General features: G+C 63.6%; 31 protein-coding genes and 1 tRNA gene. 8 read left to right on the top strand and 24 right to left on the bottom strand.

Going from position 1 to position 25,814, the window contains the following annotated elements:
• The first annotated feature begins 1 nt into the window (after position 1).
• From IB268_RS25440 to IB268_RS25420, 5 genes are all read left to right on the top strand, one after another.
• A complete protein-coding gene (locus tag IB268_RS25440; protein WP_054453291.1) occupies positions 2-586 on the top strand; it encodes a TRAP transporter small permease in 585 nt (194 codons plus the stop codon).
• Positions 583-1,863, top strand: a complete 1,281-nt coding sequence (locus IB268_RS25435) for a TRAP transporter large permease (RefSeq protein WP_054453293.1) — start codon at positions 583-585, stop codon at positions 1,861-1,863. Before IB268_RS25440 ends, IB268_RS25435 begins: the two co-directional genes overlap by 4 nt.
• Before the next feature lie 24 nt (positions 1,864-1,887).
• Positions 1,888-3,066, top strand: a complete 1,179-nt coding sequence (locus IB268_RS25430) for a CaiB/BaiF CoA-transferase family protein (RefSeq protein WP_225589088.1) — start codon at positions 1,888-1,890, stop codon at positions 3,064-3,066.
• 124 nt (positions 3,067-3,190) lie between these two features.
• Positions 3,191-4,153, top strand: coding sequence for a tripartite tricarboxylate transporter substrate binding protein (locus IB268_RS25425; protein WP_192354989.1), 963 nt, complete (start codon positions 3,191-3,193; stop codon positions 4,151-4,153).
• 254 nt (positions 4,154-4,407) lie between these two features.
• On the top strand, positions 4,408-4,659 hold the full coding sequence (locus IB268_RS25420) for a hypothetical protein (RefSeq protein WP_125472828.1): 252 nt from the start codon (positions 4,408-4,410) through the stop codon (positions 4,657-4,659).
• 85 nt (positions 4,660-4,744) lie between these two features.
• Here the strand turns inward: IB268_RS25420 and IB268_RS25415 are convergent, their stop codons facing one another.
• The 22 genes from IB268_RS25415 to IB268_RS25310 form a co-directional block, all read right to left on the bottom strand.
• Complete coding sequence (locus tag IB268_RS25415) at positions 4,745-6,553, bottom strand: right-handed parallel beta-helix repeat-containing protein (RefSeq protein ID WP_175161721.1); 1,809 nt, start codon at positions 6,551-6,553, stop codon at positions 4,745-4,747.
• Between the two features lie 262 nt (positions 6,554-6,815).
• Positions 6,816-7,217, bottom strand: a complete 402-nt coding sequence (locus IB268_RS25410; RefSeq protein WP_192353415.1) for a hypothetical protein — start codon at positions 7,215-7,217, stop codon at positions 6,816-6,818.
• A complete protein-coding gene (locus IB268_RS25405; protein ID WP_175181853.1) occupies positions 7,214-7,624 on the bottom strand; it encodes a M15 family metallopeptidase in 411 nt (136 codons plus the stop codon). Before IB268_RS25405 ends, IB268_RS25410 begins: the two co-directional genes overlap by 4 nt.
• A gap of 34 nt (positions 7,625-7,658) precedes the next feature.
• Positions 7,659-7,967: a hypothetical protein gene (locus IB268_RS25400; RefSeq protein ID WP_175161715.1), complete on the bottom strand. Its 309-nt coding sequence runs from the start codon at positions 7,965-7,967 to the stop codon at positions 7,659-7,661.
• A gap of 74 nt (positions 7,968-8,041) precedes the next feature.
• Positions 8,042-8,293, bottom strand: a complete 252-nt coding sequence (locus tag IB268_RS25395) for a hypothetical protein (RefSeq protein WP_175161713.1) — start codon at positions 8,291-8,293, stop codon at positions 8,042-8,044.
• Position 8,294: 1 nt separating this feature from the next.
• A complete protein-coding gene (locus IB268_RS25390) occupies positions 8,295-9,215 on the bottom strand; it encodes a hypothetical protein (protein ID WP_175161711.1) in 921 nt (306 codons plus the stop codon).
• Entirely contained in the window at positions 9,205-9,879 is a 675-nt protein-coding gene (locus IB268_RS25385) for a DUF2612 domain-containing protein (protein ID WP_192354988.1), read from the bottom strand. Before IB268_RS25385 ends, IB268_RS25390 begins: the two co-directional genes overlap by 11 nt.
• Positions 9,876-11,087, bottom strand: coding sequence for a baseplate J/gp47 family protein (locus tag IB268_RS25380; protein WP_192354987.1), 1,212 nt, complete (start codon positions 11,085-11,087; stop codon positions 9,876-9,878). Before IB268_RS25380 ends, IB268_RS25385 begins: the two co-directional genes overlap by 4 nt.
• A gap of 7 nt (positions 11,088-11,094) precedes the next feature.
• Positions 11,095-11,436: a hypothetical protein gene (locus tag IB268_RS25375; protein ID WP_225589106.1), complete on the bottom strand. Its 342-nt coding sequence runs from the start codon at positions 11,434-11,436 to the stop codon at positions 11,095-11,097.
• Positions 11,437-11,441: 5 nt separating this feature from the next.
• Positions 11,442-12,173, bottom strand: a complete 732-nt coding sequence (locus tag IB268_RS25370; protein WP_119450087.1) for an oxidoreductase — start codon at positions 12,171-12,173, stop codon at positions 11,442-11,444.
• Positions 12,166-13,047: a hypothetical protein gene (locus tag IB268_RS25365; RefSeq protein WP_192354986.1), complete on the bottom strand. Its 882-nt coding sequence runs from the start codon at positions 13,045-13,047 to the stop codon at positions 12,166-12,168. The genes IB268_RS25370 and IB268_RS25365 overlap by 8 nt, the downstream gene beginning before the upstream one ends.
• A complete protein-coding gene (locus tag IB268_RS25360) occupies positions 13,044-13,343 on the bottom strand; it encodes a hypothetical protein (protein ID WP_119450089.1) in 300 nt (99 codons plus the stop codon). Before IB268_RS25360 ends, IB268_RS25365 begins: the two co-directional genes overlap by 4 nt.
• A complete protein-coding gene (locus IB268_RS25355) occupies positions 13,340-13,984 on the bottom strand; it encodes a phage baseplate protein (RefSeq protein WP_192354985.1) in 645 nt (214 codons plus the stop codon). The genes IB268_RS25360 and IB268_RS25355 overlap by 4 nt, the downstream gene beginning before the upstream one ends.
• Positions 13,984-15,648 (bottom strand): phage tail tip lysozyme, encoded by a 1,665-nt coding sequence (locus IB268_RS25350; RefSeq protein WP_192354984.1) that lies wholly within the window; start codon positions 15,646-15,648, stop codon positions 13,984-13,986. The genes IB268_RS25355 and IB268_RS25350 overlap by 1 nt, the downstream gene beginning before the upstream one ends.
• 168 nt (positions 15,649-15,816) lie before the next feature.
• Entirely contained in the window at positions 15,817-16,251 is a 435-nt protein-coding gene (locus IB268_RS25345) for a hypothetical protein (RefSeq protein WP_192354983.1), read from the bottom strand.
• Between the two features lies 1 nt (position 16,252).
• Positions 16,253-16,684 carry a hypothetical protein gene (locus IB268_RS25340; protein WP_192354982.1) on the bottom strand — a complete coding sequence of 144 codons (432 nt, stop codon included), beginning with the start codon at positions 16,682-16,684 and terminating at the stop codon, positions 16,253-16,255.
• Positions 16,685-16,693: 9 nt separating this feature from the next.
• Positions 16,694-18,172 carry a DUF3383 domain-containing protein gene (locus IB268_RS25335; protein ID WP_054453330.1) on the bottom strand — a complete coding sequence of 493 codons (1,479 nt, stop codon included), beginning with the start codon at positions 18,170-18,172 and terminating at the stop codon, positions 16,694-16,696.
• Between the two features lie 4 nt (positions 18,173-18,176).
• Positions 18,177-18,710, bottom strand: a complete 534-nt coding sequence (locus tag IB268_RS25330) for a hypothetical protein (protein ID WP_054453332.1) — start codon at positions 18,708-18,710, stop codon at positions 18,177-18,179.
• A 319-nt stretch (positions 18,711-19,029) separates the two neighbouring features.
• Positions 19,030-19,290, bottom strand: a complete 261-nt coding sequence (locus IB268_RS25325) for a hypothetical protein (protein ID WP_054453334.1) — start codon at positions 19,288-19,290, stop codon at positions 19,030-19,032.
• Positions 19,287-19,643, bottom strand: a complete 357-nt coding sequence (locus IB268_RS25320) for a hypothetical protein (protein WP_054453336.1) — start codon at positions 19,641-19,643, stop codon at positions 19,287-19,289. Before IB268_RS25320 ends, IB268_RS25325 begins: the two co-directional genes overlap by 4 nt.
• Positions 19,636-20,379 carry a hypothetical protein gene (locus IB268_RS25315; protein WP_125472844.1) on the bottom strand — a complete coding sequence of 248 codons (744 nt, stop codon included), beginning with the start codon at positions 20,377-20,379 and terminating at the stop codon, positions 19,636-19,638. The genes IB268_RS25320 and IB268_RS25315 overlap by 8 nt, the downstream gene beginning before the upstream one ends.
• Entirely contained in the window at positions 20,366-21,196 is an 831-nt protein-coding gene (locus tag IB268_RS25310; RefSeq protein WP_192354981.1) for a YdaU family protein, read from the bottom strand. The genes IB268_RS25315 and IB268_RS25310 overlap by 14 nt, the downstream gene beginning before the upstream one ends.
• A 109-nt stretch (positions 21,197-21,305) precedes the next feature.
• On the opposite strand from IB268_RS25310, the gene IB268_RS25305 reads away from it, so the two are divergent.
• Positions 21,306-22,397 carry a S24 family peptidase gene (locus IB268_RS25305; protein ID WP_192354980.1) on the top strand — a complete coding sequence of 364 codons (1,092 nt, stop codon included), beginning with the start codon at positions 21,306-21,308 and terminating at the stop codon, positions 22,395-22,397.
• Positions 22,398-22,585: 188 nt separating this feature from the next.
• Here the strand turns inward: IB268_RS25305 and IB268_RS25300 are convergent.
• Positions 22,586-22,661, bottom strand: a tRNA-His gene (locus IB268_RS25300).
• Between the two features lie 184 nt (positions 22,662-22,845).
• On the opposite strand from IB268_RS25300, the gene cls reads away from it, so the two are divergent.
• Positions 22,846-24,303 carry a cardiolipin synthase gene (gene cls, locus IB268_RS25295; RefSeq protein ID WP_192354979.1) on the top strand — a complete coding sequence of 486 codons (1,458 nt, stop codon included), beginning with the start codon at positions 22,846-22,848 and terminating at the stop codon, positions 24,301-24,303.
• Between the two features lie 13 nt (positions 24,304-24,316).
• On the opposite strand, the gene IB268_RS25290 is transcribed toward cls, so the two are convergent.
• Positions 24,317-24,745: a PaaI family thioesterase gene (locus IB268_RS25290; protein ID WP_054453468.1), complete on the bottom strand. Its 429-nt coding sequence runs from the start codon at positions 24,743-24,745 to the stop codon at positions 24,317-24,319.
• A 159-nt stretch (positions 24,746-24,904) separates the two neighbouring features.
• Here IB268_RS25290 and IB268_RS25285 point away from each other — a divergent pair, with 159 nt between their 5' ends.
• Positions 24,905-25,777 carry an NAD(P)-dependent oxidoreductase gene (locus IB268_RS25285; protein ID WP_119449596.1) on the top strand — a complete coding sequence of 291 codons (873 nt, stop codon included), beginning with the start codon at positions 24,905-24,907 and terminating at the stop codon, positions 25,775-25,777.
• Positions 25,778-25,814: the final 37 nt, after the last annotated feature.

Below are 25,814 nucleotides of genomic sequence, written 5' to 3'. Positions count from 1 at the left end.
CATGGCCGCGCCCATGCCCGCGCCGACCGTGCGCGCCTCGTCCCACGCGGCCTCCGGCTGGCGCGGCCTGGCGCTGAGCGCCGACCGCGCCGTGTGCTGGATCGGCCGGCTGGCGGTCGCCCTGACCCTGGCCATGGTGCTGGTGTTCTGCTTCGCCCAGGTTCTGGACCGCTATCTGCTGAAGACGCAGTTCGACGCCTGGGACCAGGTCGCGCGCATCGGCATGCTGTGGTGCGCGTTTGTCGGCGCGGCCATGGCGTTGCGCGAGCGCCGCAACGTGGTCATAGACATCATCGACCGCCATCTGCCGGAACGCGTGCGGCGCGCGCGCGACCGCCTGTTCGACACCTGCCTGCTGGCGCTGGCCGCCACCCTGTTCTACAAGGGCCTGGACGTGGTCGCCGTGGGCAACTTCCAGGACATCGTCGGAACGCCTTTCACCTACGCCGTCAGCTACGCCTCGCTGACCGTGGGCATGGTGTTCTTCATGCTGTTCCTGGCCCTGCGTCTGCTCATCCCCGACGCCCCCGCGCCGCAGGACGCCTTCGCGCGCGGCGAGTCCGACACCCCGGGAACGCATCCATGATCCTCTTCTCCGTCGTGCTTTTCGTCGTGCTCATCCTGGCCGGTCTGGACATAGGCTTCGCAATGATCACCGCCGCCCTGATAGGTATGCTGTTCAAGGGCGGCGGCGGGGTCGATATCGCCCAGGCGCCGCTGTCGATGCTGGGCGGCATAGACGAGACCGCCCTGGTCGCGATCCCCCTCTTCATCCTGGCCGGCGAACTGATGAACCGCGGCGGCGTCACGCTGCGGCTCATCAACTGGTCCATGGCCATGGTCGGGCATATGCGCGGCAGCCTGTCGCAAGTCTCGCTGACCACCAACCTGGTCATGGCAGGCATCAGCGGCTCCGCCGTGGCCGACGCCAGCGCCATCGGCACCGCCATGATCCCTTCGATGAAGCGCGAGGGCTACCGGCGCGGCTACCCCGAGGCGGTCATCGCCTGCGGGGCGATGCTGGGTCCCATCCTGCCCCCGTCGATCCCGATGATCGTCTATGCGGTGCTGGCCAACCTGTCCATCATCCGCCTGTTCCTGGCGGGCATCATTCCCGGCTTCATGCTGCTGGCGGGCTACATGGCCATATGCGCCTGGCAGGCGCGGCGCCACGGCTACCAATCGCGTCCGCGGGCCAGTTGGCCTGAGCGCGCCAGGGTGACGCGCGCGTCCATCTGGGCCTTGATGATGCCCGTCCTGATCATCGCCGGCATACGCTTCGGCCTGCTGACGGATACAGAGGCCGCGGCGTTCGTGGCCGTGTACGCCCTGCTCGTGGGTCTGGCCGTGTACCGGGAACTGAAGCCGGGCGAGCTGGGATCGGCGTTCTACTCGGCCGGGCGCACCATGGCCGTGGTGCTGTTCCTGCTGGCCGCCGCCGGTCCCTTCAGCTGGCTGATCAGCGAATCGCGCGTCGCGGCCACCATCGCCAAGGGCATCCTGGGCATCTCCGACCAGCCCTGGGTGGTGCTGCTGACGGTGAACGTGTTCCTGATCCTGGTGGGCAAGATCCTGGAGCCGCTGCCGGCCATGATCATCACGCTGCCGGCGCTGCTGCCTATCGGCGCCCAGCTCGGCATGGACCCCATCCAGTACGCCATGATCCTGATCCTGAACCTGATGACGGGCATGCTGACGCCGCCGGTCGGCATCCTGCTGTTCGTCACGTCCGCCGTGGGCCGCACGCCGATAGGCCCCATCGTGCGCGAAATCGTGCCCTTCTTCATCTGGTCGCTGATCGTGCTCGCGCTGATCTGCGCCTTTCCTCCCCTGACCTTGTGGCTGCCGCGACTGGGCGGCTGACCAAAATCCAAGCAGATGCAAACCATGCCACTTACCGGAATCCGCGTCCTGGACCTGACCCGCATCATCTCCGGGCCTTACTGCACATCCATACTGGCCGACATGGGCGCCGAAGTGATCAAGATCGAAGCGCCCGGCGAAGGCGATCCCATTCGCCGCCAGGGCGTGCTCAAGGACGGCCTGAGCTGGTACTTCGCCAACTACAACCGCAACAAGCGGTCAGTGACACTGGACCTGTACAGCGCCGAAGGCAAGGACATCCTGCGCCAGCTGATACCCCACTGCGACGTCGTGATCGAGAACTACCGGCCCGGCATCATGGACAAGATGGGCTTCGGCGATGAAGCGCTGAAGGCGTTGCGGCCGGACATCATCCATTGCAGCATCAACGGCTTCGGCGCGTCCGGTCCCTATCGCGACCGGCCCGCCTTCGACTTCATCGCCCAGGCCATGAGCGGCTTCATGAGCCTGAACGGCGGCGAAGACGATCCGCCCATGCGCGCGGGGCCGCCCATCAGCGACCTGGCCGCCGGCCTGAACGGCGCGCTGGGCGTGGTGGCCGCGCTCTTGCGCCGCGAGCGCACCGGCCGCGGCGACTCCATCAGCGTCAGCCTGCTCTCCAGCATGATAGGGTTGCTCAGCTTCCAGGCATCGAACTACTTCGCCAGCGGCGAGCTGCCTCCGCGCACCGGCAACGACCACGGCATCGTCGCGCCCTACGGGCTGTTCGAGACGGCCGACGGCCAGGTCGCGATCGCTCCGTCCAACGATGCCATGTACGAGAAGCTGCTGGACGCGCTGGAACTGCCCGAACTGCGCGTGCATCCGGAATTCCAGGCCAACGCCGACCGCATGCTGAACCGCGCATCCATCAAGGCTGCCATCGAGGCCCGCACTCGCCAGAAGGACAGCCACTACTGGATCGAACGCCTTAACCAGTACGGCGTGCCCTGCGGGCAGGTGCTGAACCTGCAGGAAGTATTCGACGACCCGCAGGTAGCGGACCAGCAGATGGCCATGGACGTCGCCCATCCCGATGGCCAGCAGGTGCGCATGCTGGGCTTTCCGATCAAGTTCGCCGAAGCGCCCTGCCAGGTCCGCAGCGCCGCGCCCGCATTGGGCGCGGACACCGATGCGGTGCTGGAGGAATTGGGCCTGTCGCGCGACCGAATCAGGGAACTACGCGAACAAGGAACCGTCTAGCCAAACAGGGAGCTTGAAACCGCCCGCCGCAACCGAATCCGCAGTACGCGTCAGCAGCATCCGCAGCAACCGACGTCTGGCGATCACGACCGGACGCGCCCACCAAGGAATGGAGACTACAACCATGCTACGTGCCCTAATGTTCTCGGCCTGCGCGCTCGCCGCCTGCGCCCCCGCCGCCGCGCAGCAGTACCCGAACCAGCCCATCCGCGTCATTGTGCCGTTCACGCCTGGCGGCGGCACCGACTTCCTGTCGCGCACCGTCGCCGCCAAGCTGTCCGACTCGGTCAAATGGAACGTCGTCGCCGAGAACCGGCCCGGCGCGGGCGGCACCATAGGCATCACCACCGCCGCGCGCGCCAAGCCCGACGGCTACGAAATCGTCATGGGCCAGGTCGACAACCTGGCCGTGGCGCCTTCGCTCTACACCAAGCTGGCCTATGACCCGGCCAAGGACTTCGAACCCATAGGCATCGTCGGCGAAGCCCCCCTGGTGGTCGTCGCAAGCAAGAACGGGCCGTACAAATCCCTCAAGGACCTGATCGCCGCCGCCAAGAAGGCGCCCGGGACCATCAATTACGGCTCGCCCGGCGCAGGCACCATCACGCACCTGGCCGCTGAACTGCTGCAGCTCCAGGCGGGCATCAAGCTCGTGCATGTGCCTTACAAGGGATCGGGTCCGGCCATGGCCGACCTGCTGGGCGGGCAGGTCCCCGTCATTTTCACGTCCATCCCCTCGGCCGCGCCGCAGATCAAGGCCGGCAGCGCCGTCCCGTTGGCCGTGACCTCCCTCAAGCGCAGCCCCGCCATGCCGGATGTGCCCACCGTCGCAGAATCCGGCTATCCGGACTTCGACGTGCGCGTATGGTACGGACTGCTTGCACCCGCCAACACGCCCAAGCCCATCATCCAGACGCTGAACACGGAGCTCAACAAGATCCTCGCAATGAAAGACGTCCAGGATGCGCTGGCCGCGCAAGGCGCAACCGCCATGCCGACCACCCCCGCGCAGTTCTCCCAGACCATCGCCGCGGATTACAAGAAGTGGCGCGGCGTCATCCAGTCCGCCAACGTGAAGCTTGAATAGCCTTTGATCCAGGTCTTGCTGCGGCCATCGATCAATACCTCAAACCGCCGCAGCATTTCAACGCGCACGCGGCCTCGAAAATAGCCTAGACCATACGCATGCATCGCCTCATGCTTTTGCACGACGCTTCCCTGGGACGCGCCGCGCATGCGCTTGGATGATGGGCCGCAGCAGCATTGACAGGAATTTTGCCAGTCGAGACGATGACCTCAGCGCCACAGGTTTCAACGTGGCGCCAGTGAAGGAGGCTCATCATGTCAATCTCATGCAGACGACTGGAGGATGTGATTGCGGTCTCGGCAGCAGGAGACCAGTACCGGATCGAGCGACATATCATTCAAGAACCCGCGACGGACGAAAGTCCCGATCCACACATAGTGCTGCAATGCCGCCTGTCCACCGGCGGCGCCGTGATCTGGGAAGGGAAAGATGTGTACCGGCTGAAGTCAGGCGAAATCCTCAGGCCAGTGAATCGGCGGAAGAAAAAGAGTCCTTTTGAAGGGTAGCGAAGAAAAGCCCGCGGCTTGCGCCTGCGGGCTTTTGTTTGGGAGGCGGGCAACTGCCCGCCACAACGTGGCACTCAGGCCATGCTCAAGCCCGCGTGGTGATGACGAAAGTATTCCCAGCGGCCGGCGTACCGTAGTACGTGGCTCGCCACTGCCCCGACGCGGTGCTCTGTTCGCCCCACATCTGTCCCAGCGTTCCGGTGGTGGTCGTAATGTCGGCCTTGACCATTGCGGGTTGCTCCGCGCTGTCGCAGATCTTGTGAATCGTGAAGGACGGACCGGCGGTGAATCCGGAGCCAGCACAATTGATCGTCATGCGGACGGAGTGGCCGTAGGAAACAATTTCGGTAGCGCTTGCCGCGTCGCCCCAACCGGACAGTGACACAGCCACCACGTCATTGAAGATTCCGGGATTCAGCATGCGAATCGAGTGGTTTCGTCCAACCAGCACTGATCCGTATTCCAGCTTCAGGTCCGTGCCCATCCAGTGTGGGCAGCGGCTGTCGCCATCCGGGCCGACGATGTAATTTCCTTCCACCAAGACGCCGCCTACTTTTCCCAGCGTCTGGCCAGACAGAAAAATCGGGATGCGGTCGTATGTGCTGTTTCCTCCGGCGTCGCCCGCGTTGTAGACCATGTTGCCGCGCAGAACGGTGTCATACACGCCGCCTGCACCCACGTCCCAGCCCACGACCAGCGCATGCTTACCCTGTCCCCTGAGGGTGTTTCCCACGATCTCGTTGCCGACCGTGCTTACAGCGTTGCCGCCCACCGTGCAACCAATCCCGAACGTGGCGCCGCCAACCAGGACGTTGTCCGTGATCCTGCAAAATTGACTCATCACGCCGATCAGGTCGCCACACCCAATAGTCGCCAGTTCGTTTGTCAGCGCCGGGGAGCTACCTTCTGGATCTATCGTCAATTGCGTGTCGCTGATTCTCGCCATGATCCGGAATTCCCTGCCTCCGTCGATAACCAGCACTTCGCCTATTCGCACATTCGTGAACTTCGGCCCCGAAAGCCACGTCACGGTGGCGCCGGTCAGGTTCACGCGCAGCCTGGCATCGCGTCCGCCGATGATGGGGGAATAGATCGTATTGTTTGAAATGATGGTGTAGTCCGCGGCTCCGAGCAGTATCGCTCCCGCGCCCGGGCGAACGATCCTGTTCTGAAGAATCAGATGCCTCGCCTCCTGCCCCACGAATCCATACACGCCGATGGCATGCATGAACGTGTCCTCGATGTGATTGCCGACGACGCTCATGCGCGCTGCGCTGCATGTTATGCCGTATCCGCAGCTGCCAACAAGCACGTTGTCACGGACCGTTGCGTCATCGGCCCCACGCACATGCACGAGAACCGCGTTGTAGTCTGCAGCATTGGTGCCGCGGTTGCCGTTGACCGTGCATCCGCGCAGCCCGGCGCCATGTGCGAAACCGAAGTCGATCAGAATAAGCAGATTCAGACCGTCCGGCTGCGTGATAACGGTCTTGCCGTCGCCAACCAGTTCCACGCCGGCGCGCATCTGGATAGACGAATTGATGACGTAGGTTCCGCCGGCGCACTGCACCTGACCGAGCCCGCTGTTGAAAGCCACGTCCAATGCGGCTTGAATGGCCGCACCGTCGATGGATTCGGCCAGGGAGGTGACGAATGGGTAATCGACTTGGGCGGCCGACAACGTGGCGTAACGCTCCGCGAGCGTATGGAGCGTGCCATCCGCGATCGGGCCATGGTCCTGGACTTGAACAGAATACCCAGTCATGTTGCCCGGAGAACTGGAAGTGCGAGGTTCCGGAAGAACGGTTGCATCATCATCGACATGATGCTTCATTGCTGCCGAATTCTCGGCCGAGCGCTTCAGTTGCTGTAGGGAAAGAGTTCTGATCGTCATGTGATATCTCCGGGAAATTTGCCGCTGCTGGGCTAGGGGGCATTCTCTGTTCGCGTATCAGGTCTACATGGCTTTCTCCTGGATGGACGAAAAAAAGCCCGCGGAGTGCGGGCTATCTGTTGCAGCATGACCTATCGGATCGCAGTCTCACGACGGGCCGAACCGGGATTTCTCCCAGCTCTGCACCGCCGCACGTTGCCGTGCCGCACACTCTCCGTACAACGCAACCAGCGCGATATAGCTGCGCGCCAGATCGTCCCAGCTATCGCTCGTCACCTCGGGCACTGGCGGGCACGGCTGCGCCAGGTTGGCCGGCAGAATTGGCCAGGCGGCCGGCCTCGTTGATGTGGCGCAGCCGCTCAGCGTCAATGCGGCAGCCAGCAGGTAAGGGACTCTGGACTTCGACACGGGTGTACCTTTCGATGATCTTGGGGCTGGCGTCGCGCAGCGCGGCAAGCGCGACTTCCAGGGATTCGGAGATTCCGCCCAGGCGCGCGGTCTGGCGCTGGAACTCGGTGAGCTCGGCCAGCGTATAGTCGGCGTTTGCCCGATCGACTCCGGCGCGGTACTGAACGGCGCCATACCAGCGCACACACAGGAAGACGGCGGCCACCAGGACGGCGCCGATCAGATACGGCGCCAACGCGCGCAGCGATGCGTTCATGCGCGACCCTTCCAGTTGCGTGGAATCTGGAAATGCGGGCCGTCTTTGAGCGTTTTCCAGTCGCCGCCCCACTCCACCGGCACGCCGAGCTCGGCCGCGCAGGCTTTGACCACCTGAGCCAGATCGGCGAAGGCCTGCCAGTTGTTCCAGGGAATCGCTCCAGCGATCAAAGGCGCCAGGTCGACGGCATGGCTCAAACCATCCGCCTGCGGCAAGTGGTAGCTGGCCAGCGTCTGGCTGGCACCCTTGGCTACGTTCTCGCGCTGTCGCGCGAGGGTTCGAACGCCTTCCACCACGGTGAAATCCATCGGCGTGCGCTGAATCGCCAATTTGACGATTGCGGCCAGGTCAGGATGTACGCCAACCAGACGGCTCAAGCTACGTTGGGACAGCTGAAACATGCCCACGGATGTAGTCTCCGGACGAATGGAACCATGCACCTCAAACCCCTTTTCCGCGTACCCGGTCGATTACAGCCTGCCACAGCGCGCCGATGGGGACCGTCTGTACCACCTCCCATCCGCGGGAGACGATGGCCATGCCGAACATGCCGGTCAGAAAGCCGGCCAACCCTTCTGGGATGCCGAGCAGCAGTGCCAGATACGGCGATGAGTAATAGGCGACCAATGAGCCGCTACCCGCCATGCTTAGACGCGCCGGCCACGACCCCTGCAGGTAGCGCATGGATACCACCGCGCCCAGCACGCCTGCGAGTTTTGCCGCAAGGGCGTCGAAATCTTGGAGGTCCAATTTCGCCTCCCTCATGGAAAAAAGCGCCTTGCGGCGGACTGGCATTTGATACCGGTTGAACCTGAACGACGCAGCTACGCATCCGTGATAGTGAATGAGCTGCCGGACTTGGTAATGGTTTTCACGTCCCTTTCCGGGTCATTCATATATGCATGGGCCGATTCTTCCGGTACCGGCAGGCCGTCTACGGGCCAGGAACCCGACTCCCGATAGCGGGACCGAAGGACGAATGCATAAAGCGCTCGGGTGTTGGCATCAAAGACATAAGGGAGAGCGGGATCGTAGTCCAGGAATTCGGTCTGGATTGGTTGGAAGGTCTCGGCCATGCTAGTTTCCTATGGCGATGAAATAGAATTCCGGCGCCTGTCCGGTTTCATAGCTGGTGCACCCGACTACCTGCAGCGAGGAGTTGGTGAAAGACGCGACGCTGATGCTATCCATGACATTCGGACTGTTTTGGATTTGCGGTATTGCCACCCAAGCGGCCGTCGGAAATGCCAATGGAAACGAGACAGAAGCAGATCCGGAGTAGTAGCTGCCGGTCGCAGTACCCATGTTCACGCTACCGCGTCCCCACTGGATAATGACACCACCAAGCCAGGAAGGCAGCGCCAGGTATCCGTTGATGCCCAGCGACATCGCCACGCCGAGCCGTAATTTTCTCGGCGTCACAATGGTCGCGTCATCGGCACCGGCATTCGTCTGCGCCGGCGTGGCAACCTTGGCGACGCCTATCACGCTTTCGGTGGCTTGCACCACCTTTCTTGCGATGGCCTGGAACACCTTGAACGGCGTCATCGCTCTTGTGTCATCCGTGCCTACCTCTGCTTCCGCGGTGGAGGCTATCCCCGCAGGCAGCGCGATCCAATTCGCCCCACCCGCATCCGGGTTTGCGGTGTTGTTCTCCACCAGGTTCAGCCAGTAGCCTGCGCCGACCGACTTTCTCAACATCGCGCCCTGCGGATACCCGCCAACGGCTGTGCTGAATGCAGAGTCATAGGGATACGCCCCTCCTGCCTGTTGCCATCGTGCGGCAGCGCTAAGAAAGTTCAGGATGCCATTGAAGTCAGCACCGTATGGCGGGACGCCACCCGCAGCCAACGGTGTCATCGTCAGCGGCGGAAAGCCATCCGTGAAAGACGCCGCCCCCGGCGTCACGCCAATCTGCGACTCAACCGGAATAGTGTTCTTCGTCCCGCTTTCTGCAAACGGGACGGCCGATTTGATAGGTGCATTGCTAGCTTGCATTGATAAGCCCCGAAGAAGTGAAAAGTACGCCCGAGCCGAACGGCTGCATCAGCGCCTCGTTGAATCCGAACGTAGTAGAAAGATCGACCTGCAGGATGTTCGCCAGCACCGCGGCCGGCTTGGGTATCGCGCCTGACTGAGTCAGGATGGCGATTTCGTGCGGCGCCAGCGCGAACTCGAACACGTAGCGGAATTCCATCCTCCCGGTGTCCGACACGTAGCAACGCCCCCGCCCCGCAAAGAGGTTCGACAGCAGCCGGTTCAAACTGGGCGATGTGCAATCCGAGATATTGGCCAGCGCCTTGACCAGGATCAGCGTGCGATACGCGTCATCGGCAAGCCGATACGTCTGCGTGGCCTGCTCGCCTGTGTAGAACGGCGCTTGATTGAAGGGCTGCCAATTCAGCGCCTCGTCAAACCCCAGATAGGTGACGTCTCCCGGTATCGTCAGCATCCGGCCGACGTCGACGATCCTGCCCCAGATGTCCAGCCCGAAGCCCTGCGCGGTCTCGACGTTCCAGACGAAGTCGTGGAACGCGTCGAAATCGGCGTCGGGGTTGATGTAGTCGTCCATGTTGTTGATCAACTGGACGAGGGTGGGGCTGTTGGCATACTGGCTGATGAGAGTCCGGACCGCCAGCCCCGGCTTAGGCACGACGCTCATATCAATGTCACCGCAATATCGTTGGCCGTGATCGTGGGCCGGCGGTTGATCGGAACGGCCAGGCTGGCGGCCGATGGCGTATCGGAGCCCAGAAGCAGGGACAGGATGGAGACCACCGGGCTCAGCGCCGAAATGGGCGCGTAGTAGCGGCTGGCATAAATGGTCGATCCGATGCGTGCGCGCTGCCCGCCATCTCCGCCGTTGAAGGCGTCCATGATCGCCTGCTTGGTCAAGGCAACGATGTCCGACGGCAGGGCCGGGTTGTCCGCCAGTTGCACCGCGAAACGCACGGGCAACGCGGCAGGGGTTTCCCATGTCACGACATAAGACGGGTAGGGATAGGCATATCCCTCCTTGTCCTCCACGGTGTACGAGGTGTTGCCGTTGTAGTCGGAGCCATTGCTCTTCTTGCGCCAGATGGCGTCCGCGATGTCCGCCGCCTCGCCGCCCGTCACCGCGACCCAGATGGAGTGTGGACGCAGGACGACGCCGCCTACCGTCTTCGGCACGGAGAGATCGTTCTCCGTCACGTAGGCGTCGATGACGCCCTCCACGTTCGCCACGTTGGCGTAGATTGCGGGGATCGAACCACGGGCGTTCAGCGCCACCGACTGCCGCCGGCGCTCCTCGAACTCGGCCCGGCTTTCCACATGGCTGCCCACCGTCCCGGCATCCGCGTTCGACACCGAGTCCCAACCGGGAATGGCCTGATAGATCTGGTTCAGTGCGCCAGGCGCGCAATCCACCGGCCCGTCGACCGAGCAGGCGAATGGCAGGTCGACGCGTCCGCTGGCCGGTATCGTTCCCGCCTGCGTGCACAGGTACAGATTGCCATCCACCGCCTGCGCGCGCGCGCCCACCGGTATCGTCACGCCCGCCAGGCCCGTGCAGGTGGCGATGACGGCGGTGGGCGTACCGGGCTTGCGGTCCAGGAAGTAGATCCGCCCGATGGCGTCCTGCATCCGCCCTTGCGCATAAGCCGGGTCGACCTGGTTCACGTAGGACGCGAACTCGTTGTTCTTGTCGCCGATGATGGCGGTGGTGCTGGAGGCCAGCTGGCCCTGGGGCGTTTCCAGCGCGGGATTCAGCCCGCCACCGAAGGCCGCGTCCATGTCGGACAGGACGCCGGCAAGGATGGCGGATTCGTTGGGCAGCACCAGCCCTTCCGGCGTGAACTGCACGCGCGGCACTTTCGAGATGTTCGGCATGGTTTCCTCAGAAGCTGACGGTTTGCGTCGTTCCGTCTTGCAGGGTGATTGCGACATAGCCCGCCAGGGCGCGGTCGGTATAGGAGGTCAGCGTGCAGGCCGCGTCGGCCACGTCCGGGACCGTCAACGCGGCTCGCCGGACGTGTTCCCGCACCAGCGCCAGCGGCGGCTGATGGCCCAGGAATTCTTCCCAGTACGGAACGCCCGAGGCGGTGTTGTAGAACAGCTCCCCCTTGAAGAGCTTGATGGCGCTGGCGACGTCTTGCGCCACGGCGTAGGGCTTGGACGCCAGTGCGATATTCCCCGCGGCATCGAGCACCAGGTCCCAGGCCGTCCGGTCTAGCAGCATCGTGTTCAATTGGGCGCTCCTGTGTTTGCCGGCCCGCTCTGCACGCCGGAATGCGTGTGGGTGCTGCCCACGTCCTTGCCGTTGTTGCGCAGCGTACCCAGCGTGTGCATGTCGCCCTGCCAGGTAGACGTGCCGCCGAAGGATCCACCGCCTTGTTGCACCGTCCCGTTCAGCACGATCCGTGGAGAATTCAATGCGCACTGCGCGCTGGCGTTCAGTTCGATATTGGGCGCGGCCACCGTCACCTTCGAGGGCGACACGATGTGTATGCCGTCCGCCGTGAACTGCACATACTGCACCGGGGTTCCATTCAACAGACCGCCGAAATACAGCCCGTCCGCCATGTCGTGGGACCGCCAGGAACCGGGGTTGTTCTGCGCCTTCGAGGTCTTCACCAGCGAGATGTCCCGATTCGCGAAAGCCGCCATCCCGATATCCCCGACCTTCGGGTCCAGGATGACAGCGTCCGCTCCGCCCTGAAGGCGAAAGTAGGGAAGACGATGCAGGACGCCATGCGGCACGGCATTGCCGGCGCCATCGAGCTGGTTGACAAGCGGCTGCACATCGACGAAGCCCACGGGCGATAGCCCGCCTGCATTCGTCACCGACACCACCTTGACCAGCGTCGCCGTGCTGACTCGGATCAGCGCCTGGCTGATCAGGAACTGCAAGGCGCCGAACTCGCTGTCACCCTGGCCGGCTTGCGCCAGCCCTGCGTATCCGTATTGCTCAGGCATTGAGGTTCCTTTTGCACACCGCCACCGACTGCCAGACGCCGCCGGGGACCTCCGCATCCAGCTTGTGGGACAAGCTCACAATGATCCACTCGCCATGCGCGGGTTCGACGGTGCTGATGACCTGCACTCTTTTTCCCAATCCCAGATGCGGGTTGTAGAGCGTCGTCAGTTGGAGCCCCTTGCTCGTAAAAGCCGGATATCCGCTCAACCCCGTTTCCGGCGCCACGAGAATCGGATCGCCCTTTCTGTATCCGCCCTCCGGCCAGACCGACAGGACGCCGCGGTCTATCGTGAAGTTGACCCGGGCGGCCTTCGCGCAGCTGCGCAATTGGTCCATGTCGGTTCCGGAAAAATAGGGATCGGCCAACACATAGTCCTCCCCGCTTTTTTCGCCCTTGTATCCCATCGATTCAGCGATATCGCACATGATTTCTTGCGCTTTTTTCGCACCGGGAAACGACCTGGCGGATGCGGGCTTCACCTGCTTGGCCCCGGCCACCTCGGCCTTGACCGTGAATACGCCCCCTGCGGCCGCCTTGCCCTCTGCACCCATTCCGTAGCCAGCCCAGGCCTCAACGATGTCCCCCTCGTAGACCAGGCAGGGAGCACCGGATTCCCCCCCTGCGTCGATCCGGACAAGATTCTTTCCCCGGCGTTCCGTCATGACGGGCCCTATCGTCGTCAGCTTGTTCATCAGGTCTTGATTCAGTCCGTGGATCAGCAGGGTCATCGGACTGTTTTCGAAGGTCGTATAGGCAGGAATGGTCACCGACATCCGGTAGCCGCTGAGCGTTACTTCCGGCCCCTGCTCGTCGCCAAACTTTCCTTTACCCAGGCTGATGGTCACGTCCAACCGGCGCTTGATGAAGCTCATAGTTCCAGCGGCTCCAGGTAGGCCAGGACGAAGCGCGATCCGAGATCCTGATATTGCGGGTCGGCGTGGCCCTGGGTGTCCACAAAGGCCAGATCCCCAACGAAGCCCAGGTAAGCAGACCGCACCAGCCGTACTCGATCATGGCAAAGCACCGTCGTCACGATGGGCGCATTGTCGAGTTCAAGATCCAGATAGAGTCCCGTCGACTTCTGGTAGACGGCGATCTGGCAGTTCTGCCCGGACAGCACGACGCTGAGCATTTGTGCAGGAACGGGCCTCAAGGGAATTCTCTTCATTGGATGGGCTCCAGATCGGCCACCTTGTTCTGATCGCGCCGGGGATAGGCGTCAATCTCGAACGCCTGTACCTGGCCATTGCTCACTTCATTCGCGCCGCTGGGGTCCTGCGTGGCCGGCGATAGCTGGACGGCCGTCTGCCGGACTTCCTGCAGAGTCAGTTCAACGATCAGGAGGCTGGAGCCGTTCTTGTCGGCGCGGGTGTATGAGTACTTCACCAGGTTGGCCGACGGATAGACGATCTCTGGCGTCGCCACTGAATACAGTTCCGTGCTGCCGACGATGCGCTCCAGCACGGACAACATGACTTTGCGTGACACTGGATCGCCACCATGCGCCAGCTTGATGGTCGCTTCGAACGGCGCATCGACCTTGTTGAAGGACGAGAATCCGCCCTGCTCAACCGGATAGCTGGATATCTGGCCGCTCTGATTGAAGGTGATTCCAAGGAACGTCTCGAAGACCAGCATCTGCTGCCCATCGACGCCATACAGCCCCCAGCGAGGAGGACCGAAGATCCTGTCGGTCAGCGCCGCAAGCTCGAAGCTTGCCGGTTCGGAGACCGAAGGAAGGAACGCGGCGCGGAAGACTGCGGGGACGCCCGGACTGCTCGGAACATCGGGAAAAGGAATAAGCGGCATCAGAACATCCCCGTATTGCCTTGTTGGACGAGATTCTGGGAGCGCCCCACACGCCCCAAATCGCGAGCGACTCCCTCGCCGTCCGTCGCCTGCGTCATAACCGTAATGGGGCCGTGGATATGGGTTTCGGACGTATTGCTGGTGGTTGCGGTGCTGCTCGGGATGGCGGCAGCGCTGGCTTGGGCTGCCGCGACCGTCATAGCTGCAGCTGCGGCGCCTCGTTCCTGATCTTCGAGGAAAAGCGTCCCATAAATTGCCCCGGCAGCGGCTGCGAGCTTGCGCTCTTCGCTTGAGCTGGCCCCTTCGGACTTGTTCAATCCGAAGTGGCGGTACACGGCCACGCTGGCCTGGGCCGGGGTGGTGGCAGCGGCCAGATGTACTCCCGCCCTGCGCCTGGTGCTCTCCAACTCACTGGCGACGAAATCCAGTTGCTGTTCAACCGTGGACTCGCGCAGGTCCATGCCATATATGCGCTTGAAGTCGGCCTGGCGTCGCGGATTCCATAGTCCGATGCCGGCGGAAACGCCATCAGCGCCCACGGCCCTGGGGTCCAGGTTGCTTTGGGCCTGCAGGTTGGCCACCACCCCCACGGCCGCCTCCCGGGTGTAGTCCTTGGCCTCGAAGTACCTGACTGCGTCGAGAATTTCCTTGCGCTTCAGCGCGGGATTTCTCATCGCAGCCAGGTCTTCTTGCTCGCCCCCATTCAGATCTTCGCTAAACAGGAACAGCGCAGCGCCAGCCGCCGCACGCCCAGCCAACTTCAACGCCGCAGGTCCCAAGCCTCTCAACGCACCCAGTCCACGCGCCGCGCCAGCGCCACCAAGGGTTCCGAGAGCCGTAGCCACGGCCCCCAAGGCAGATGCCAGGCTCAGCAGCGAATTTGCCCAGGAAAGAATCTTGAGCGCCCCCAGCGCTAGCAGGACGTTTTGCCATCCTCCCACCGCCTGCGCCGCCGAATCGACTGCATCAATGAACTTCACGATGGCCTGCGCCGCGCCGTCGACCCACTCGACGATTTCGTCTCGGTTCTCAAGCAGATAATCGCCCCAGCCCTGTGCGAGCGAGATAAGCCGCTCGAACGCCGGCATGAGCGCCAGCAGCACCTTGACGCTCACCGATTCAAAGGTATCGCGCAGATCCAGGTAACGGTTGCGCAGCTGCGAGGCAGCTTGCGCATCGCTACCGGAGATGGCGGCGCGCTTCTCCTGGACCTGAAGCAACCGCTCGAGCTCATCGGGCCCGCGCTTGAACAGATTGAACAGGCCCTCGTTGATACCCATGTCCTGGGCGGCCAGCGCGGCCTGGGCCCTGTCCTTCTGGTAAAGATCGGCAATGATCCTCGACCTGGCCAGAAGGTAGGTGTTCCCGTCCTTGAGGTCGCCGACATTGCCGCCGTTGCGGAAGAACCCGGGTAGCGAGTCCGCGGCGGATCCGCGGTTGAATCTGGCTACCTCGACCGAGGATTCCCTCAATTGGGCGGAAATGGCTTCCGCAGTTCCGCCTGCCCGCTCGGCCGCCTTCTGCCACGCGGACAGCCGCTCGGTGCTCATATCCAGATTCTGGGCCGTTTGGCTCAGACCGGCCGCACCGGAGTAGCTATCCGCCGCAAAACGCTTCGGATCGAAACCCGCGGTGACGAGCAAGGCGTCGATGATGGTGGCCATGCAATTACCTCGGTTCAGCTAGGACGCGCCTGTTGTGTGCGTCCACCGCAATCACCTCAAGCAGGTTGTACAGGTCTTCGGCACCGTAGACCGTCTGCAGGTCGTGCAGCAGGCCCGGGTGCCGCGAAATCACCACGCCAATGATCCGGGGGATATTGGCGTAGCGAATCAGGCGCGCGCCGCCGTCGTGGACTTGGAGCCCGAAGTCGATGGGACGGCGGCCGTAAAAAAATCCAGGTGCAAGCCCAGGACTTTCTTGCGCAACGTGAACAGCGTCGCCACCTCCTCGACATCGCCTGACATGAGCTCGCGCGTCACGTTCGGGCTGGGCTGGATCTGCACGCAATCCATCATCTTGTCCAGCAACGGCTTGGCGCTCTCGAAAGGCAGCTTGGCGATGGCCTTCATGCCCATGGCGGCCACGCCGGCCAGCCCGGCCTCTGCGATGTTGTCCGGGATTTCCACCCCGGCGTTCATCAACGAAAACAGCGCCCGACCGGCCCATTCCTCGGCGTCGTAGGCAGAAAGCTCCGTCAGGATGAACACCTTGCCCTTGTCGCGCCCTTCGGCGCCGATGGTCAGGGTTATTTGCTTTCTGGCCATGTCACACCAGCGCCGGAGAGACGTTCTGCCAGGTGATCTGGAACGCCATGGGTTGGAGCATCGCCTTGGCATCCGGCGCCGGCGGAATCTGCGTCAGCACGCCGCGGGTCAGCGTGTACTTGCGGTCGATCGACGGGATGTTGAGGGTGCCGTTTGCATAAAACACTTCGCGGGCCGTTTCACTGGCTGCCATCCAGATCTCGAAGACGCGCATGGACGGGGAGTCGGGCTGGATCGTGATGGTCTGCACGCGGGGAACCGGCACGTAGCCGGCCGACATGCGGCCGTCCACGCCCATGGTTACCTGCGCGGGCTGGGCAGCGTCGAAGGTGAAGGCGCTGTCGGAAGCGTAGCCCTCGATCTTCTGCGGCACCGGAAAAACGCCGCCCACCGCAAGCATCAGAACCGAGTTGGCACTGGTCAAAGTCGCCATGTTGAATCCTTAAAGAATGGCCAGCGAGGCCAGGGTGATCTGCTGGACGGAACCGCCGTCCAGGTACCAGAACGTCATGGGCGGGGTGCCGCGGGCCTCTCTCACCTGCGGCGTCGCGTCCTTGATCTGCAGATACCAGCCGCGGGTCTGGAGCGTGTCGGAGATATCCACACCGGCCTGGCTGTTGATCTGCGCCTTCTGCTGGCTCGACAGCGTCACGCCGGCGCGGATGGCGCCGAAGTTGACCGCGGCGTTGATCGGGTCCAGGCAGGCAGCGTCGATCAGCGTGTAGCCGTCGATGTTGTAGGGAATGGCGTTCACCTGGGTCAGCAGCGTCATCAGCGCCTGCTGAAACGCCGCGTTCAACCAGATCTGGTTGACGTAGGTGTCGACCCATTTCCAGTTGCCGCTGATCTGGCCCGGGTACAGGAAGCGGAAGCGGTCGTTGCTGGTGGCGTAGTCGCCGTAGAAGTTGTAGCCGTTGTCGATCAGCGTCTGAGCGGTGGTCGCGTCAGTCACGGAGAACGCGAGGCCCGACTGGCCCTTGAACGCCAGGGTGGCGCGGCCGTTGGTACGTTCGAAGTCGAGCGATGCAACGGCGCCCAGGACGAAGGCTGCATGCAGCACGTCCTTGTAGACCGGCACGGAGCCCGAGTATTCATTGGCGCTTACGACAGCCGCCCAGTTGGACGTGTTGCCCTGCTGGGTAGCGGTGATATCGGTGTCCCAGCCGACGTAGGCGTAGCGGTCGCCCTGGGCATTCGTCCACGCCGAAAACGCCACTTTGCCGGCCGTATCGGGCTCGAAGGTCGTCATGAACGCCGCCCAGTTCTGGGTCAGGTCGGTAATCCGGCCCATGTCCACCGCTGGAATGCCGGCCGCGGCGCCCAGCGACACCTTGGCGCCAGCGGCCTGCGTCAGCTTCAAGCCCGACGCGAGGGTGCCGCTGCCATAGGAGATCGTGCTGGCGACGCCATCGGTGGCCGAGACGATCACGAAAGCGGCACGCTGCGCATCGTAGGTGCAGGTGGCGCCCATGGCGGTGAACCCGGCTTCGATGATCGTGGCGGCGTTCGAGAAGCTCGTTGCCGTCGACAGGTCGATGCTGGCGGAGGTCTTCGCCACGCCGTCCACGGTCACCGTCAGGATGCCGGACAGCGCCTGCAGCTGGGTCAGCGTCACCGCGGCCATCGAGCCGCCGCGCAGATAGGCGGAAACCGCTGCCGCCGGATACTGGGCATACAACAGATTGCCCGGCTTGCGGGTCGAGTTGTCGAAGCCGTTGAAGTAGACGTCGGCCAGGGCGGCCTCGGTCGAGGTCGGACCGAAGAAGCGCTGTACGTCGCGCGGGGTCGCGAAACTCTGGACGGTGCCGATGGGGACGGCGGTATCGTGGGTCAGGATCAGGCCGTTCAAATCGAGCGCCGATCCGCCGGCGGAGATCACGCCAGGCACTACCTGGACGATTTCACTGGCGGGAATGGACATAGGATTAAGCTCCCGTAGGGTAGGTGGTGTCGGCCTCGATGAGGCCCACGTGAAGGTGATCCGCAAACTGCTGCGGCACGCTGATGGAAGGGTTGAACTGCAGGACGGCGTCGAACCACCACCGCTCGAAGGTCTGGCTTTCCCCGCTCTCGAAGGGCACTTGCTTGAGCTCGCCCGCGTACAACGGCTGGGTTCGTCCCAGATTCCCCAGGAACTCGCACCCGTACTGGCTGCGCAGGGCGATCGAGAGCGTAAGCGCCAGGTCCAGGGCCCGCGCCCCGTAGCCATCCACGCGGGCAGACCATTGCGTGGCCTGGGTCATGATCCGCTTCCCCGCCGCGGGCGACGGATCGGCATAGGCCATGACCGGCACGGAAAGTCCCTGCGCCGCCAGCGGAGTGATGACGACGCACTCGCGCGGTGGCGCGGGAACCCAACCGGGTAGACCGCGGACAACGTCGCAGTCGACCAAGGTCTTGAAGAATGCGGCGAGGTCCTCTACCAGCTGGTTTTCAGTGATGCTGATCTGAACGCTCATGGAGTTGGATTCCTGCTGAAGAAGACTGGCGCCGAAACATCGCGCCCAAATGCAAAAGCCCCGGCACGTGGCCGGGGCTGCATTTCGGGGTTGCATTTGTCAGGGGCGCAATGCCCCGGACAAATTGTGACCGATTGCGTGACCGTTGGGGCGGGGTCTTGTGACGGTTCCGTCACATGCAGTGCAAAGAAGTTCGCCCCCTGCCCCAGCAGTGAAAAAGCCGGGGCCACGCGCCCAAAACAAAAAGCCCCGGCGCGTGGCCAGGGCTGCATTTGCTTGGGGCGCAATGCCCCGGACCCATTGTGACCGATTGCGTGACCTATGGGGCGCGGTCTTGTGACGGAACCGTCACACGCCACGCGTAGGTTCGCCCGTGCCCGCCTTTCTCGGGCTCTTGAATCAGCACGCTGCCGGTATCCTGCAGCGCATCCATGGCCCGCTGGATGCCTCTTTGCAGGCGCGTCTTTTCAGGAACAGACAAAGGCCGGCCGCGCGACACATGACGGACCAGCTCCATCAAACGGAATGAGCGGCCGGGATAGCAGGCCATCAGATCCATCACCTCGTGTGCGTACTTCACGCCAGCCTCCTTTCCACCAGGCTGCGGAAAAGACCCAGGTACAGTTTGTATTCGGTTTCGGTCAGGGCCACGCCGGTCGTATCGGCAATCCAGTCCAGCGCCTTGGCGCGGCGCGCGCGGCCATCCAGCTGGCCGAACATCACATTCTTCTGCGGGTATTCGGCAATGATGATCATGCGCTCGTGCCAGGGCAGCGCGGCATGCATCGCCTCGACCTCCATGGCGTGGTGATGGTTGATGGGCCGGTAGTCCTCCTCTTCGGAAAGGTACACCTCCATGTTTCCCACCGTAGCGCCGGACCAGGTCCAGCGGGCCCAGTTCCAGATCAGATCGTCACCCGTCAATTTACTCATCAGCCACCTCGCATTGTTTACCTGTCTTGCCGCTGGAACCGTTCTGCAGACGGCCCTCCGTATCCTGGCTTTCGCCCTTGGCGCGCTTGAGCATGTCGGCGATGCCCTTGCTCGGGTGGTCGCCGCGCGCGATGCGCGCCTCCCACTTTTCGATCCAGCTCCGGGGCGGGCACCCACGGTCCCGCAGCACCTTTTGCGCGCCCATCTTCTTGAGTGCCGCCTCGGCCTCGGCGCGCGTGGCCAGCGTCTGGCCGGGCGCGGGCAGCGCCGGACGAGGCAACGGGATATCCGCCCACACGCCCTTCGCCAGCTCCTCGTTCAGCGTCTTCTCCCAGCGCGCCTTGATGGCGCCGTAGGTGCAGCCCAGCAGATCCACCGTGCTGACGCCCACCGCGGCCCAGTACACCGCCGGATGCGACCAGACACCGGGCTCGCCGCGCCTGCGCGCTGACAAGCCACGCACGGCCTCGTGATAGGCCACTTCGGGAACCATCCACGGGCAACATAATTTGATGAACTGCGGCAGCGTCGGCGGCCATTCCTGGGTCAGGCAGGCGACCAGGCCGCGACGCACCTGCACCTCGTCCAGGCCCGCCAATTTCTGGTTCCATGAATCCTTCAGTTCACGGGCAGTCAGGCCCTGCCATTGCTGCGCGAACTTGGCGCCGTACATCAGCAGCATTTCATTGACCACCAGCGCGCCCATGGCGGCGGAAGGAATGTCAGCGGGTTGCATCTATCGTCCCCATGAACCGCTCGCGCGGCCGGCCGTCGTCGGCCAGTACTTCTCGCAGCTCCTCGGTCCAGTCGGCCAGGCGTTGCGCCCTGCCTGCCGGATGGCCCGCTGTAGCAGGCGTGCGCGGAGGGAAGAGGCCCTGGTACCCGCCCGCGATGCTGTTCGCGATCACGGCCCCTGGCGGATGCCCTGCGGCCAGATAGGCGGCAAGCTGTTGCAGCTGACGCCTGGCGCCCTCCTGCGTCACCGGCTTTTTGCGCGCCTTGCGGTCGGCAATCCAACTGACCCAGTCCTCGCGGTCCAGCCAATCCGGCAGTTCGATCACGGACGCGTCGAATCCGGTCCCCCGCTTGCGGGAGGTGTGTTCTTTTGGCTCCTGGTTCTTGGTTCCTGGTTCTTGGTTAGCTTCCGATCCGCCATCTGCCGGGCCATGGCCGGCTTTCTCGTCGAAACCCATGGGAAACCCGCTGGGTTGTTCCGGATTGCGCTCTGCCAGCCTGGGCCTGCCGCCTCGCCGGCCGTTGGCCTTGGCGGTCTCGGCCTTGACGTGATACGCGGCAATCTCCACGTCCGCCCGTTTGTTGTGCCAATGGCCATCGCGCAACACGAAGAACTCGGCCAGCACCTGCGCGGCCGCCTCTCTTTCTTCTTCGCTACGGGCCCCCACCCACCGGAATACCTGCTGCAGGTTGTCCACGATGGGCTGCTCTTCGGCGTAGTACCGGCGCAGCAGGCGGCTGTAGATGGCATCTTCAAGCAAGCTCAGATGCGCTGTGGCCTGCGCGTAATCACCGATGTTGTGGCTGTAGTAGTTCATGCGTGTTTTTGCATCCCCGCCAGTCTTACCTCGCTATCATTTTTAAATCTTAGAATGCTAAGATTCTAAATGCAAGCCAACTAAGATTGTTTTTGTTTAGCATCCTAAGATGACCTTTCAGAAGCGAATCACACAGGCGTTCAACGAGGAAGCGGCCCGTCGTGCGGACGCGGCCGAACCGCGCCTTACCAAGACAGACCTATGGAAGGCAGCCGGCGCCTCTTCCGGCGCGGCGACGCATTGGTTCAATGGGTCCAACGGCATGGATATGGCGACCTGCATCAAGGTCGCCCCGCTGCTGCGCGTGAACGCGCAATGGCTATATGACGGCACCGCCCCGAAACTGCCTGCGAGCGATGGATCCCTGGCCGCAGCGGTGCCGGCGCCCCCTCCGTGGCCCTTCCCCGGCATCCCGGAAGAACAGGTGCGGGCATTGCCCCCGGATCAGCTGAACAAATTACAGGGCGCAATTGCGTTGGCAATCGCGCAATTGAAGCTGGGGATTGACGTCTCCCCTGCTACCGCCGCGCCACGAATGCCGACGGTCCTGCGCAGCGACTCGCTGGTGGACACCTACTTGTCCCGAGACGAGTTCCCAATGCGCATCGATGGCCTGCCTGCAGCGCCCTGGGAAGGCGGCAAGACCACGCGCCAGACCGAACGCGAAGGCAGGGTCCGGATCAGCACCCAGAAAGGCGTGGTCGCCAATGTGGGCGTGGGTGAACCGCCCGCGGCCAACGACAGATTCGAGAAGGTCCCGGAACTGTCCGACGTGCGCCTGGCTGCGGGCGACCCCATCGAAAACCATGCCGAAGAACAGACCGGCATGATCCAGTTCCGCAAGTCCTTCCTCAGGTCGGTAGGCGCGGACAACGGCCGAGGCCGCGTGGTGTATGCGAAGGGCGACAGCATGGAGCCCGTCATCCGGGACGGAGCTGCGTTGCTGGTGGTCCCCAACGAAAGCCTGACGCTGCAGGACATCGCCGCCGGCGGCGTCTATGCCATCAACTACGACGGCAAGATGATCGTGAAGACGGTGGCCAGGGAACGGCTAACCGGGCAATGGGTGGCGCGGTCGTTCAATTCCTTGCACGATGACATACCGCTGGAGAACGGGGCATCGGTGCGGGTGTTGGGGCGGGTCGTGTGGGCGGGGGCAAGGTTGCGGGATGATGAGGCGGGGCAGTGGCGGGCTGAGTGATGGAAAGTCTCGGGGCCTCGCCTTGCGGGTAGTCGTAGAAGCCATCTCCGGATGGCTTTTTCTTGACTGGAATTCAGCCCGCGCTTGCGGAGCAAGCGAAGCACAAGATGCGCCGAAAGCGTAAAGCGCCAGCAAATGAAAAAAGGCACTTCGCTTTCGCGAAAGTGCCTTATCTTCATTGAATTCTTTGGGGTGGCTGATGGGGCTCGAACCCACGACAACCGGAATCACAATCCGGGACTCTACCAACTGAGCTACAGCCACCTCTGATACTGCTTTTCTTCCTTGCTGCGCTGCTTTTGAAAGCTGCTCAACAACGAAGAGGCCGAATTCTAGCACGTTTTTTTAATCCGTGTGAAACCGGCCCTGCCGCCCCACTTGCCAGCGCGGGCCACCTTGCTATCCTTCGCCATTGATCATCTACGGAGGCCGCGCTTACGCCATCGCCATGGACCGCATACACGCAATCTTGATCGATTACTGGCCCCATCTGGTGTTTGCCATCAGCATCGTGGCCGGAACGGGCGCGGCGGTGCATGCCGCGATGACCAAACAGGACGTGCGGGCGGCCATAGGCTGGGTGGGGGTGGCGCTGTTTTCGCCGCTGTTCGGCGCGTTGTTTTATTTCGTGGCGGGCATCAACCGGATCCGCAAGACGCGGCTGTCGCAGCAGCGCGATGAGGCGATGGTGGTGGATGCGGAGCAGGTCGAGACCGCGCCGGTGGACGTGGCGCCGATCTCGGGCCAGCAGTTCGCGTCGCTGAAGGTGCTGGGCGACCGCGTCAGCCGCTTCCGCCTGCTGGGCGGCAACGCGGTGCGGCCGCTGGCCGGCGGTGACGAGGCCTATCCGGCGATGCTGCAGGCGATCCGCGAAGCGCGCCACGCGGTGGCGATGCAGAGCTATATCTTCGACAACGACGCGATCGGGCGGGAGATGGCGCAGGCGCTGATCGAGGCGCGCGAGCGCGGGGTCGAGGTGCGGGTGCTGATCGACGCCATCGGTTCCAAGTATTCGCGGCCGCCCATCGTGCGCATGCTGTCGCGCGGCGGGGTGCCAGTGGCGCGCTTCATGACCAATCCGCTGGGCGTACTGCGCATGCCCTATGCCAACCTGCGCAGCCACCGCAAGGTGCTGGTGGTGGACGGACGCCTGGGCTTTACCGGAGGGATGAACGTGCGCGCGGCCTTCGTCAGCGCGCTGGCGGGCGATGGCACCAACCGCGATACGCACTTCCGGGTGGAAGGACCGATCGTGACGCAGCTGATGTCGGTGTTTGCGCACGATTGGAACTTCACGACGCACGAATCGCTGCCGGCCAGGCCCTGGTTCGATCCCGAGGCCTTGCCGCCGACGGGCGACGTGCCGATGCGCTGCGTGCCGTCCGGCCCGGACCGCGCGCTGGGCAGCACGCACAATATGCTGCTGGGCGCGCTGGCGGTGGCGCAGCGCCACGTGCGCATCCAGTCGCCCTACTTCCTGCCGGACCAGACGCTGATCGGCGCGCTGGCCACGGCCGCGCGGCGCGGCGTGGTGGTGGACATCGTGATTCCCGGGAAGAACAACCTGCGGCTGGTGGACTACGCGATGACGGCCCAGCTGGACCAGGTGGTGCGCACGGGCTGCCGGGTCTGGCGTTCGCATGGCGCGTTCGACCACTCCAAGCTGATGACGGTGGACGACGCGTGGACCTATGTGGGTTCGTCCAACCTGGATCCGCGCAGCCTGCGGCTGAACTTCGAGCTGGATACTGAAATCTACGACCCCGGCGTGGCGCGCTGGATCGGCGCACGGGTCGACGGCTTGATCGCGCAGGGCCAGCGCGAGACGCTGGAGAACCTGCTGCGCGCGCCGTTCGCCAAGCGCCTGCGCAACAAGGTGATCTGGCTGGCTACGCCTTACTTGTAGACCCGCAAGAAGCTCAACCGTCGGAAGCCGGCGCGGGCGCGGCGCGCACCGCGAAGACCGCGTTGGCCTTGAGCATGACGCGGCCTTCGACCTGCAGCAGGCAGGTGGCGTAGATCAGACGGCGGCCCTGCTTGTCGATGCGGACATGGGCTTCGAGCCAGTCCCCGGGCTTGACCGGGTTCAGGTATTCCACCGACATCTGCACCGTGACCACCGAGGCCTGCGCCTGCTCGGCGATGGTATGGCCCAGCGCGCTGTCGGCCAGCGTGGCGAGCAGGCCGCCGTGTGCGATGGCGTGCATATTGGTGTGCGCCATCCCCACGCGCAGGGCCAGGACGCAATCGGCATCGCGCTTGTAGAGCGCGCCGAGGTCGGCCAGATGTTCCATGAAGGGGCTGCTGGGGCGCCAAGGCGCGAAACCGGAAGGAATGGAGTCTGTCATGCTCAAGCCTGGTTTTTTCACGCGGAATACCTCGAGTATCGCAAAGAAGTCTGCTGCCGGCACCGCTATCCGCAGACCTGTGATCGCGGCGCGGACGATCCGCAAGTCAGAGTAAGATTTACGCCATAACAAACCCCTACATGGCAGGAGCAGTGGAAGATGGCGAAAGTCGGCATGGTTGGTATCGGCCTCATGGGCCATGGCATTGCAAGCAATCTGGTCAAGCACGGGCACGCGCTGACCGTGCTTGAGCACCCGGGCAATCAGCCCCTGGACGCGCTGAAGGCCGCGGGCGCAACCAGCGTGACCGATGGCGCCACGCTGGCGGCCCAGTCTGACGTGATCATCCTCTGCGTTACCGGCAGCCCGCAGGTCGAGGCCGTGCTGCTGTCCGAGGGCGGCGTGCTGGCGGGCTTGCGTCCCGGTACGGTGATCATCGATTGCTCGACGGCGATCCCCTCTTCCACCGTCAAGGTGGCGCAGGCCGTGACGGAATCCGGCGGCCGCTTCCTCGATGCGCCGATGACGCGCACCCCCAAGGAAGCCGCCGAGGGCCGGCTCAATCTGCTGGTGGGCGGCGACGCCGCGCTGTTCGAGGAATGCAAGCCGCTGCTGGCCTGCTTCGCCGAGAACATCACGCACGCCGGCCCGATCGGCGCCGGCCATCGCATGAAGTTGCTGCACAACTACGTGTCGCTGGGCGTGGTCGCGCTGCTGTCGGAAGCCGCAGCTTGCGCGCTGCGCGCGGAGATCGATCCGGCGGTGTTCGCCGACGTGCTGGCCAAGGGCGGCGGCGGCGGCGTGGCACTGGAACGCATCAAGCCTTACCTGCTGGAACAGGATCCGTCCTCGCTGCGGTTCTTCATGTCGAATGCGCAGAAGGATTTGTCCTACTACAACACCATGGCCGCGGAAACGGGCGCGGTACGGGAAATCGGCGCGGCCGTGCAGCACACGTTCGACCAGGCCGTCACTCAGGGCGGCGGCGACCGCTACGTGCCGGAACTGGTATCGCTGTTGAAGGACCGCTAGGACGGTCCTGGAGACCATCGCATCCGGCGTCACGGAT

This window comes from Achromobacter sp. ACM01, from assembly GCF_014851745.1.
Lineage (GTDB): Bacteria > Pseudomonadota > Gammaproteobacteria > Burkholderiales > Burkholderiaceae_B > Achromobacter > Achromobacter aegrifaciens.
Note: the sequence above shows the minus strand (reverse complement) of the source record. Positions and strands in the feature narration are given on the sequence as shown.

What these genes read in the sequence shown, in the direction of transcription:
- IB268_RS25285 (WP_119449596.1), top strand. Translation starts at nt 24,905, where the DNA reads ATGGCGAAAGTCGGCATGGTTGGTATCGGCCTCATGGGCCATGGCATT.
- IB268_RS25345 (WP_192354983.1), bottom strand. Translation starts at nt 16,251, where the DNA reads ATGGCCAGAAAGCAAATAACCCTGACCATCGGCGCCGAAGGGCGCGAC.
- IB268_RS25380 (WP_192354987.1), bottom strand. Translation starts at nt 11,087, where the DNA reads ATGCCGAACATCTCGAAAGTGCCGCGCGTGCAGTTCACGCCGGAAGGG.
- IB268_RS25310 (WP_192354981.1), bottom strand. Translation starts at nt 21,196, where the DNA reads ATGAACTACTACAGCCACAACATCGGTGATTACGCGCAGGCCACAGCG.
- IB268_RS25435 (WP_054453293.1), top strand. Translation starts at nt 583, where the DNA reads ATGATCCTCTTCTCCGTCGTGCTTTTCGTCGTGCTCATCCTGGCCGGT.
- IB268_RS25420 (WP_125472828.1), top strand. Translation starts at nt 4,408, where the DNA reads ATGTCAATCTCATGCAGACGACTGGAGGATGTGATTGCGGTCTCGGCA.
- IB268_RS25350 (WP_192354984.1), bottom strand. Translation starts at nt 15,648, where the DNA reads ATGGCCACCATCATCGACGCCTTGCTCGTCACCGCGGGTTTCGATCCG.
- IB268_RS25395 (WP_175161713.1), bottom strand. Translation starts at nt 8,293, where the DNA reads ATGGCCGAGACCTTCCAACCAATCCAGACCGAATTCCTGGACTACGAT.
- IB268_RS25365 (WP_192354986.1), bottom strand. Translation starts at nt 13,047, where the DNA reads ATGAGCTTCATCAAGCGCCGGTTGGACGTGACCATCAGCCTGGGTAAA.
- IB268_RS25340 (WP_192354982.1), bottom strand. Translation starts at nt 16,684, where the DNA reads ATGGCGACTTTGACCAGTGCCAACTCGGTTCTGATGCTTGCGGTGGGC.
- IB268_RS25290 (WP_054453468.1), bottom strand. Translation starts at nt 24,745, where the DNA reads ATGACAGACTCCATTCCTTCCGGTTTCGCGCCTTGGCGCCCCAGCAGC.
- IB268_RS25330 (WP_054453332.1), bottom strand. Translation starts at nt 18,710, where the DNA reads ATGAGCGTTCAGATCAGCATCACTGAAAACCAGCTGGTAGAGGACCTC.
- IB268_RS25305 (WP_192354980.1), top strand. Translation starts at nt 21,306, where the DNA reads ATGACCTTTCAGAAGCGAATCACACAGGCGTTCAACGAGGAAGCGGCC.
- IB268_RS25320 (WP_054453336.1), bottom strand. Translation starts at nt 19,643, where the DNA reads ATGAGTAAATTGACGGGTGACGATCTGATCTGGAACTGGGCCCGCTGG.
- IB268_RS25440 (WP_054453291.1), top strand. Translation starts at nt 2, where the DNA reads ATGGCCGCGCCCATGCCCGCGCCGACCGTGCGCGCCTCGTCCCACGCG.
- cls (WP_192354979.1), top strand. Translation starts at nt 22,846, where the DNA reads ATGGACCGCATACACGCAATCTTGATCGATTACTGGCCCCATCTGGTG.
- IB268_RS25315 (WP_125472844.1), bottom strand. Translation starts at nt 20,379, where the DNA reads ATGCAACCCGCTGACATTCCTTCCGCCGCCATGGGCGCGCTGGTGGTC.
- IB268_RS25385 (WP_192354988.1), bottom strand. Translation starts at nt 9,879, where the DNA reads ATGAGCGTCGTGCCTAAGCCGGGGCTGGCGGTCCGGACTCTCATCAGC.
- IB268_RS25375 (WP_225589106.1), bottom strand. Translation starts at nt 11,436, where the DNA reads ATGCTGCTAGACCGGACGGCCTGGGACCTGGTGCTCGATGCCGCGGGG.
- IB268_RS25370 (WP_119450087.1), bottom strand. Translation starts at nt 12,173, where the DNA reads ATGCCTGAGCAATACGGATACGCAGGGCTGGCGCAAGCCGGCCAGGGT.
- IB268_RS25360 (WP_119450089.1), bottom strand. Translation starts at nt 13,343, where the DNA reads ATGAAGAGAATTCCCTTGAGGCCCGTTCCTGCACAAATGCTCAGCGTC.
- IB268_RS25430 (WP_225589088.1), top strand. Translation starts at nt 1,888, where the DNA reads ATGCCACTTACCGGAATCCGCGTCCTGGACCTGACCCGCATCATCTCC.
- IB268_RS25410 (WP_192353415.1), bottom strand. Translation starts at nt 7,217, where the DNA reads ATGAACGCATCGCTGCGCGCGTTGGCGCCGTATCTGATCGGCGCCGTC.
- IB268_RS25355 (WP_192354985.1), bottom strand. Translation starts at nt 13,984, where the DNA reads ATGCCGCTTATTCCTTTTCCCGATGTTCCGAGCAGTCCGGGCGTCCCC.
- IB268_RS25335 (WP_054453330.1), bottom strand. Translation starts at nt 18,172, where the DNA reads ATGTCCATTCCCGCCAGTGAAATCGTCCAGGTAGTGCCTGGCGTGATC.
- IB268_RS25390 (WP_175161711.1), bottom strand. Translation starts at nt 9,215, where the DNA reads ATGCAAGCTAGCAATGCACCTATCAAATCGGCCGTCCCGTTTGCAGAA.
- IB268_RS25415 (WP_175161721.1), bottom strand. Translation starts at nt 6,553, where the DNA reads ATGACGATCAGAACTCTTTCCCTACAGCAACTGAAGCGCTCGGCCGAG.
- IB268_RS25425 (WP_192354989.1), top strand. Translation starts at nt 3,191, where the DNA reads ATGCTACGTGCCCTAATGTTCTCGGCCTGCGCGCTCGCCGCCTGCGCC.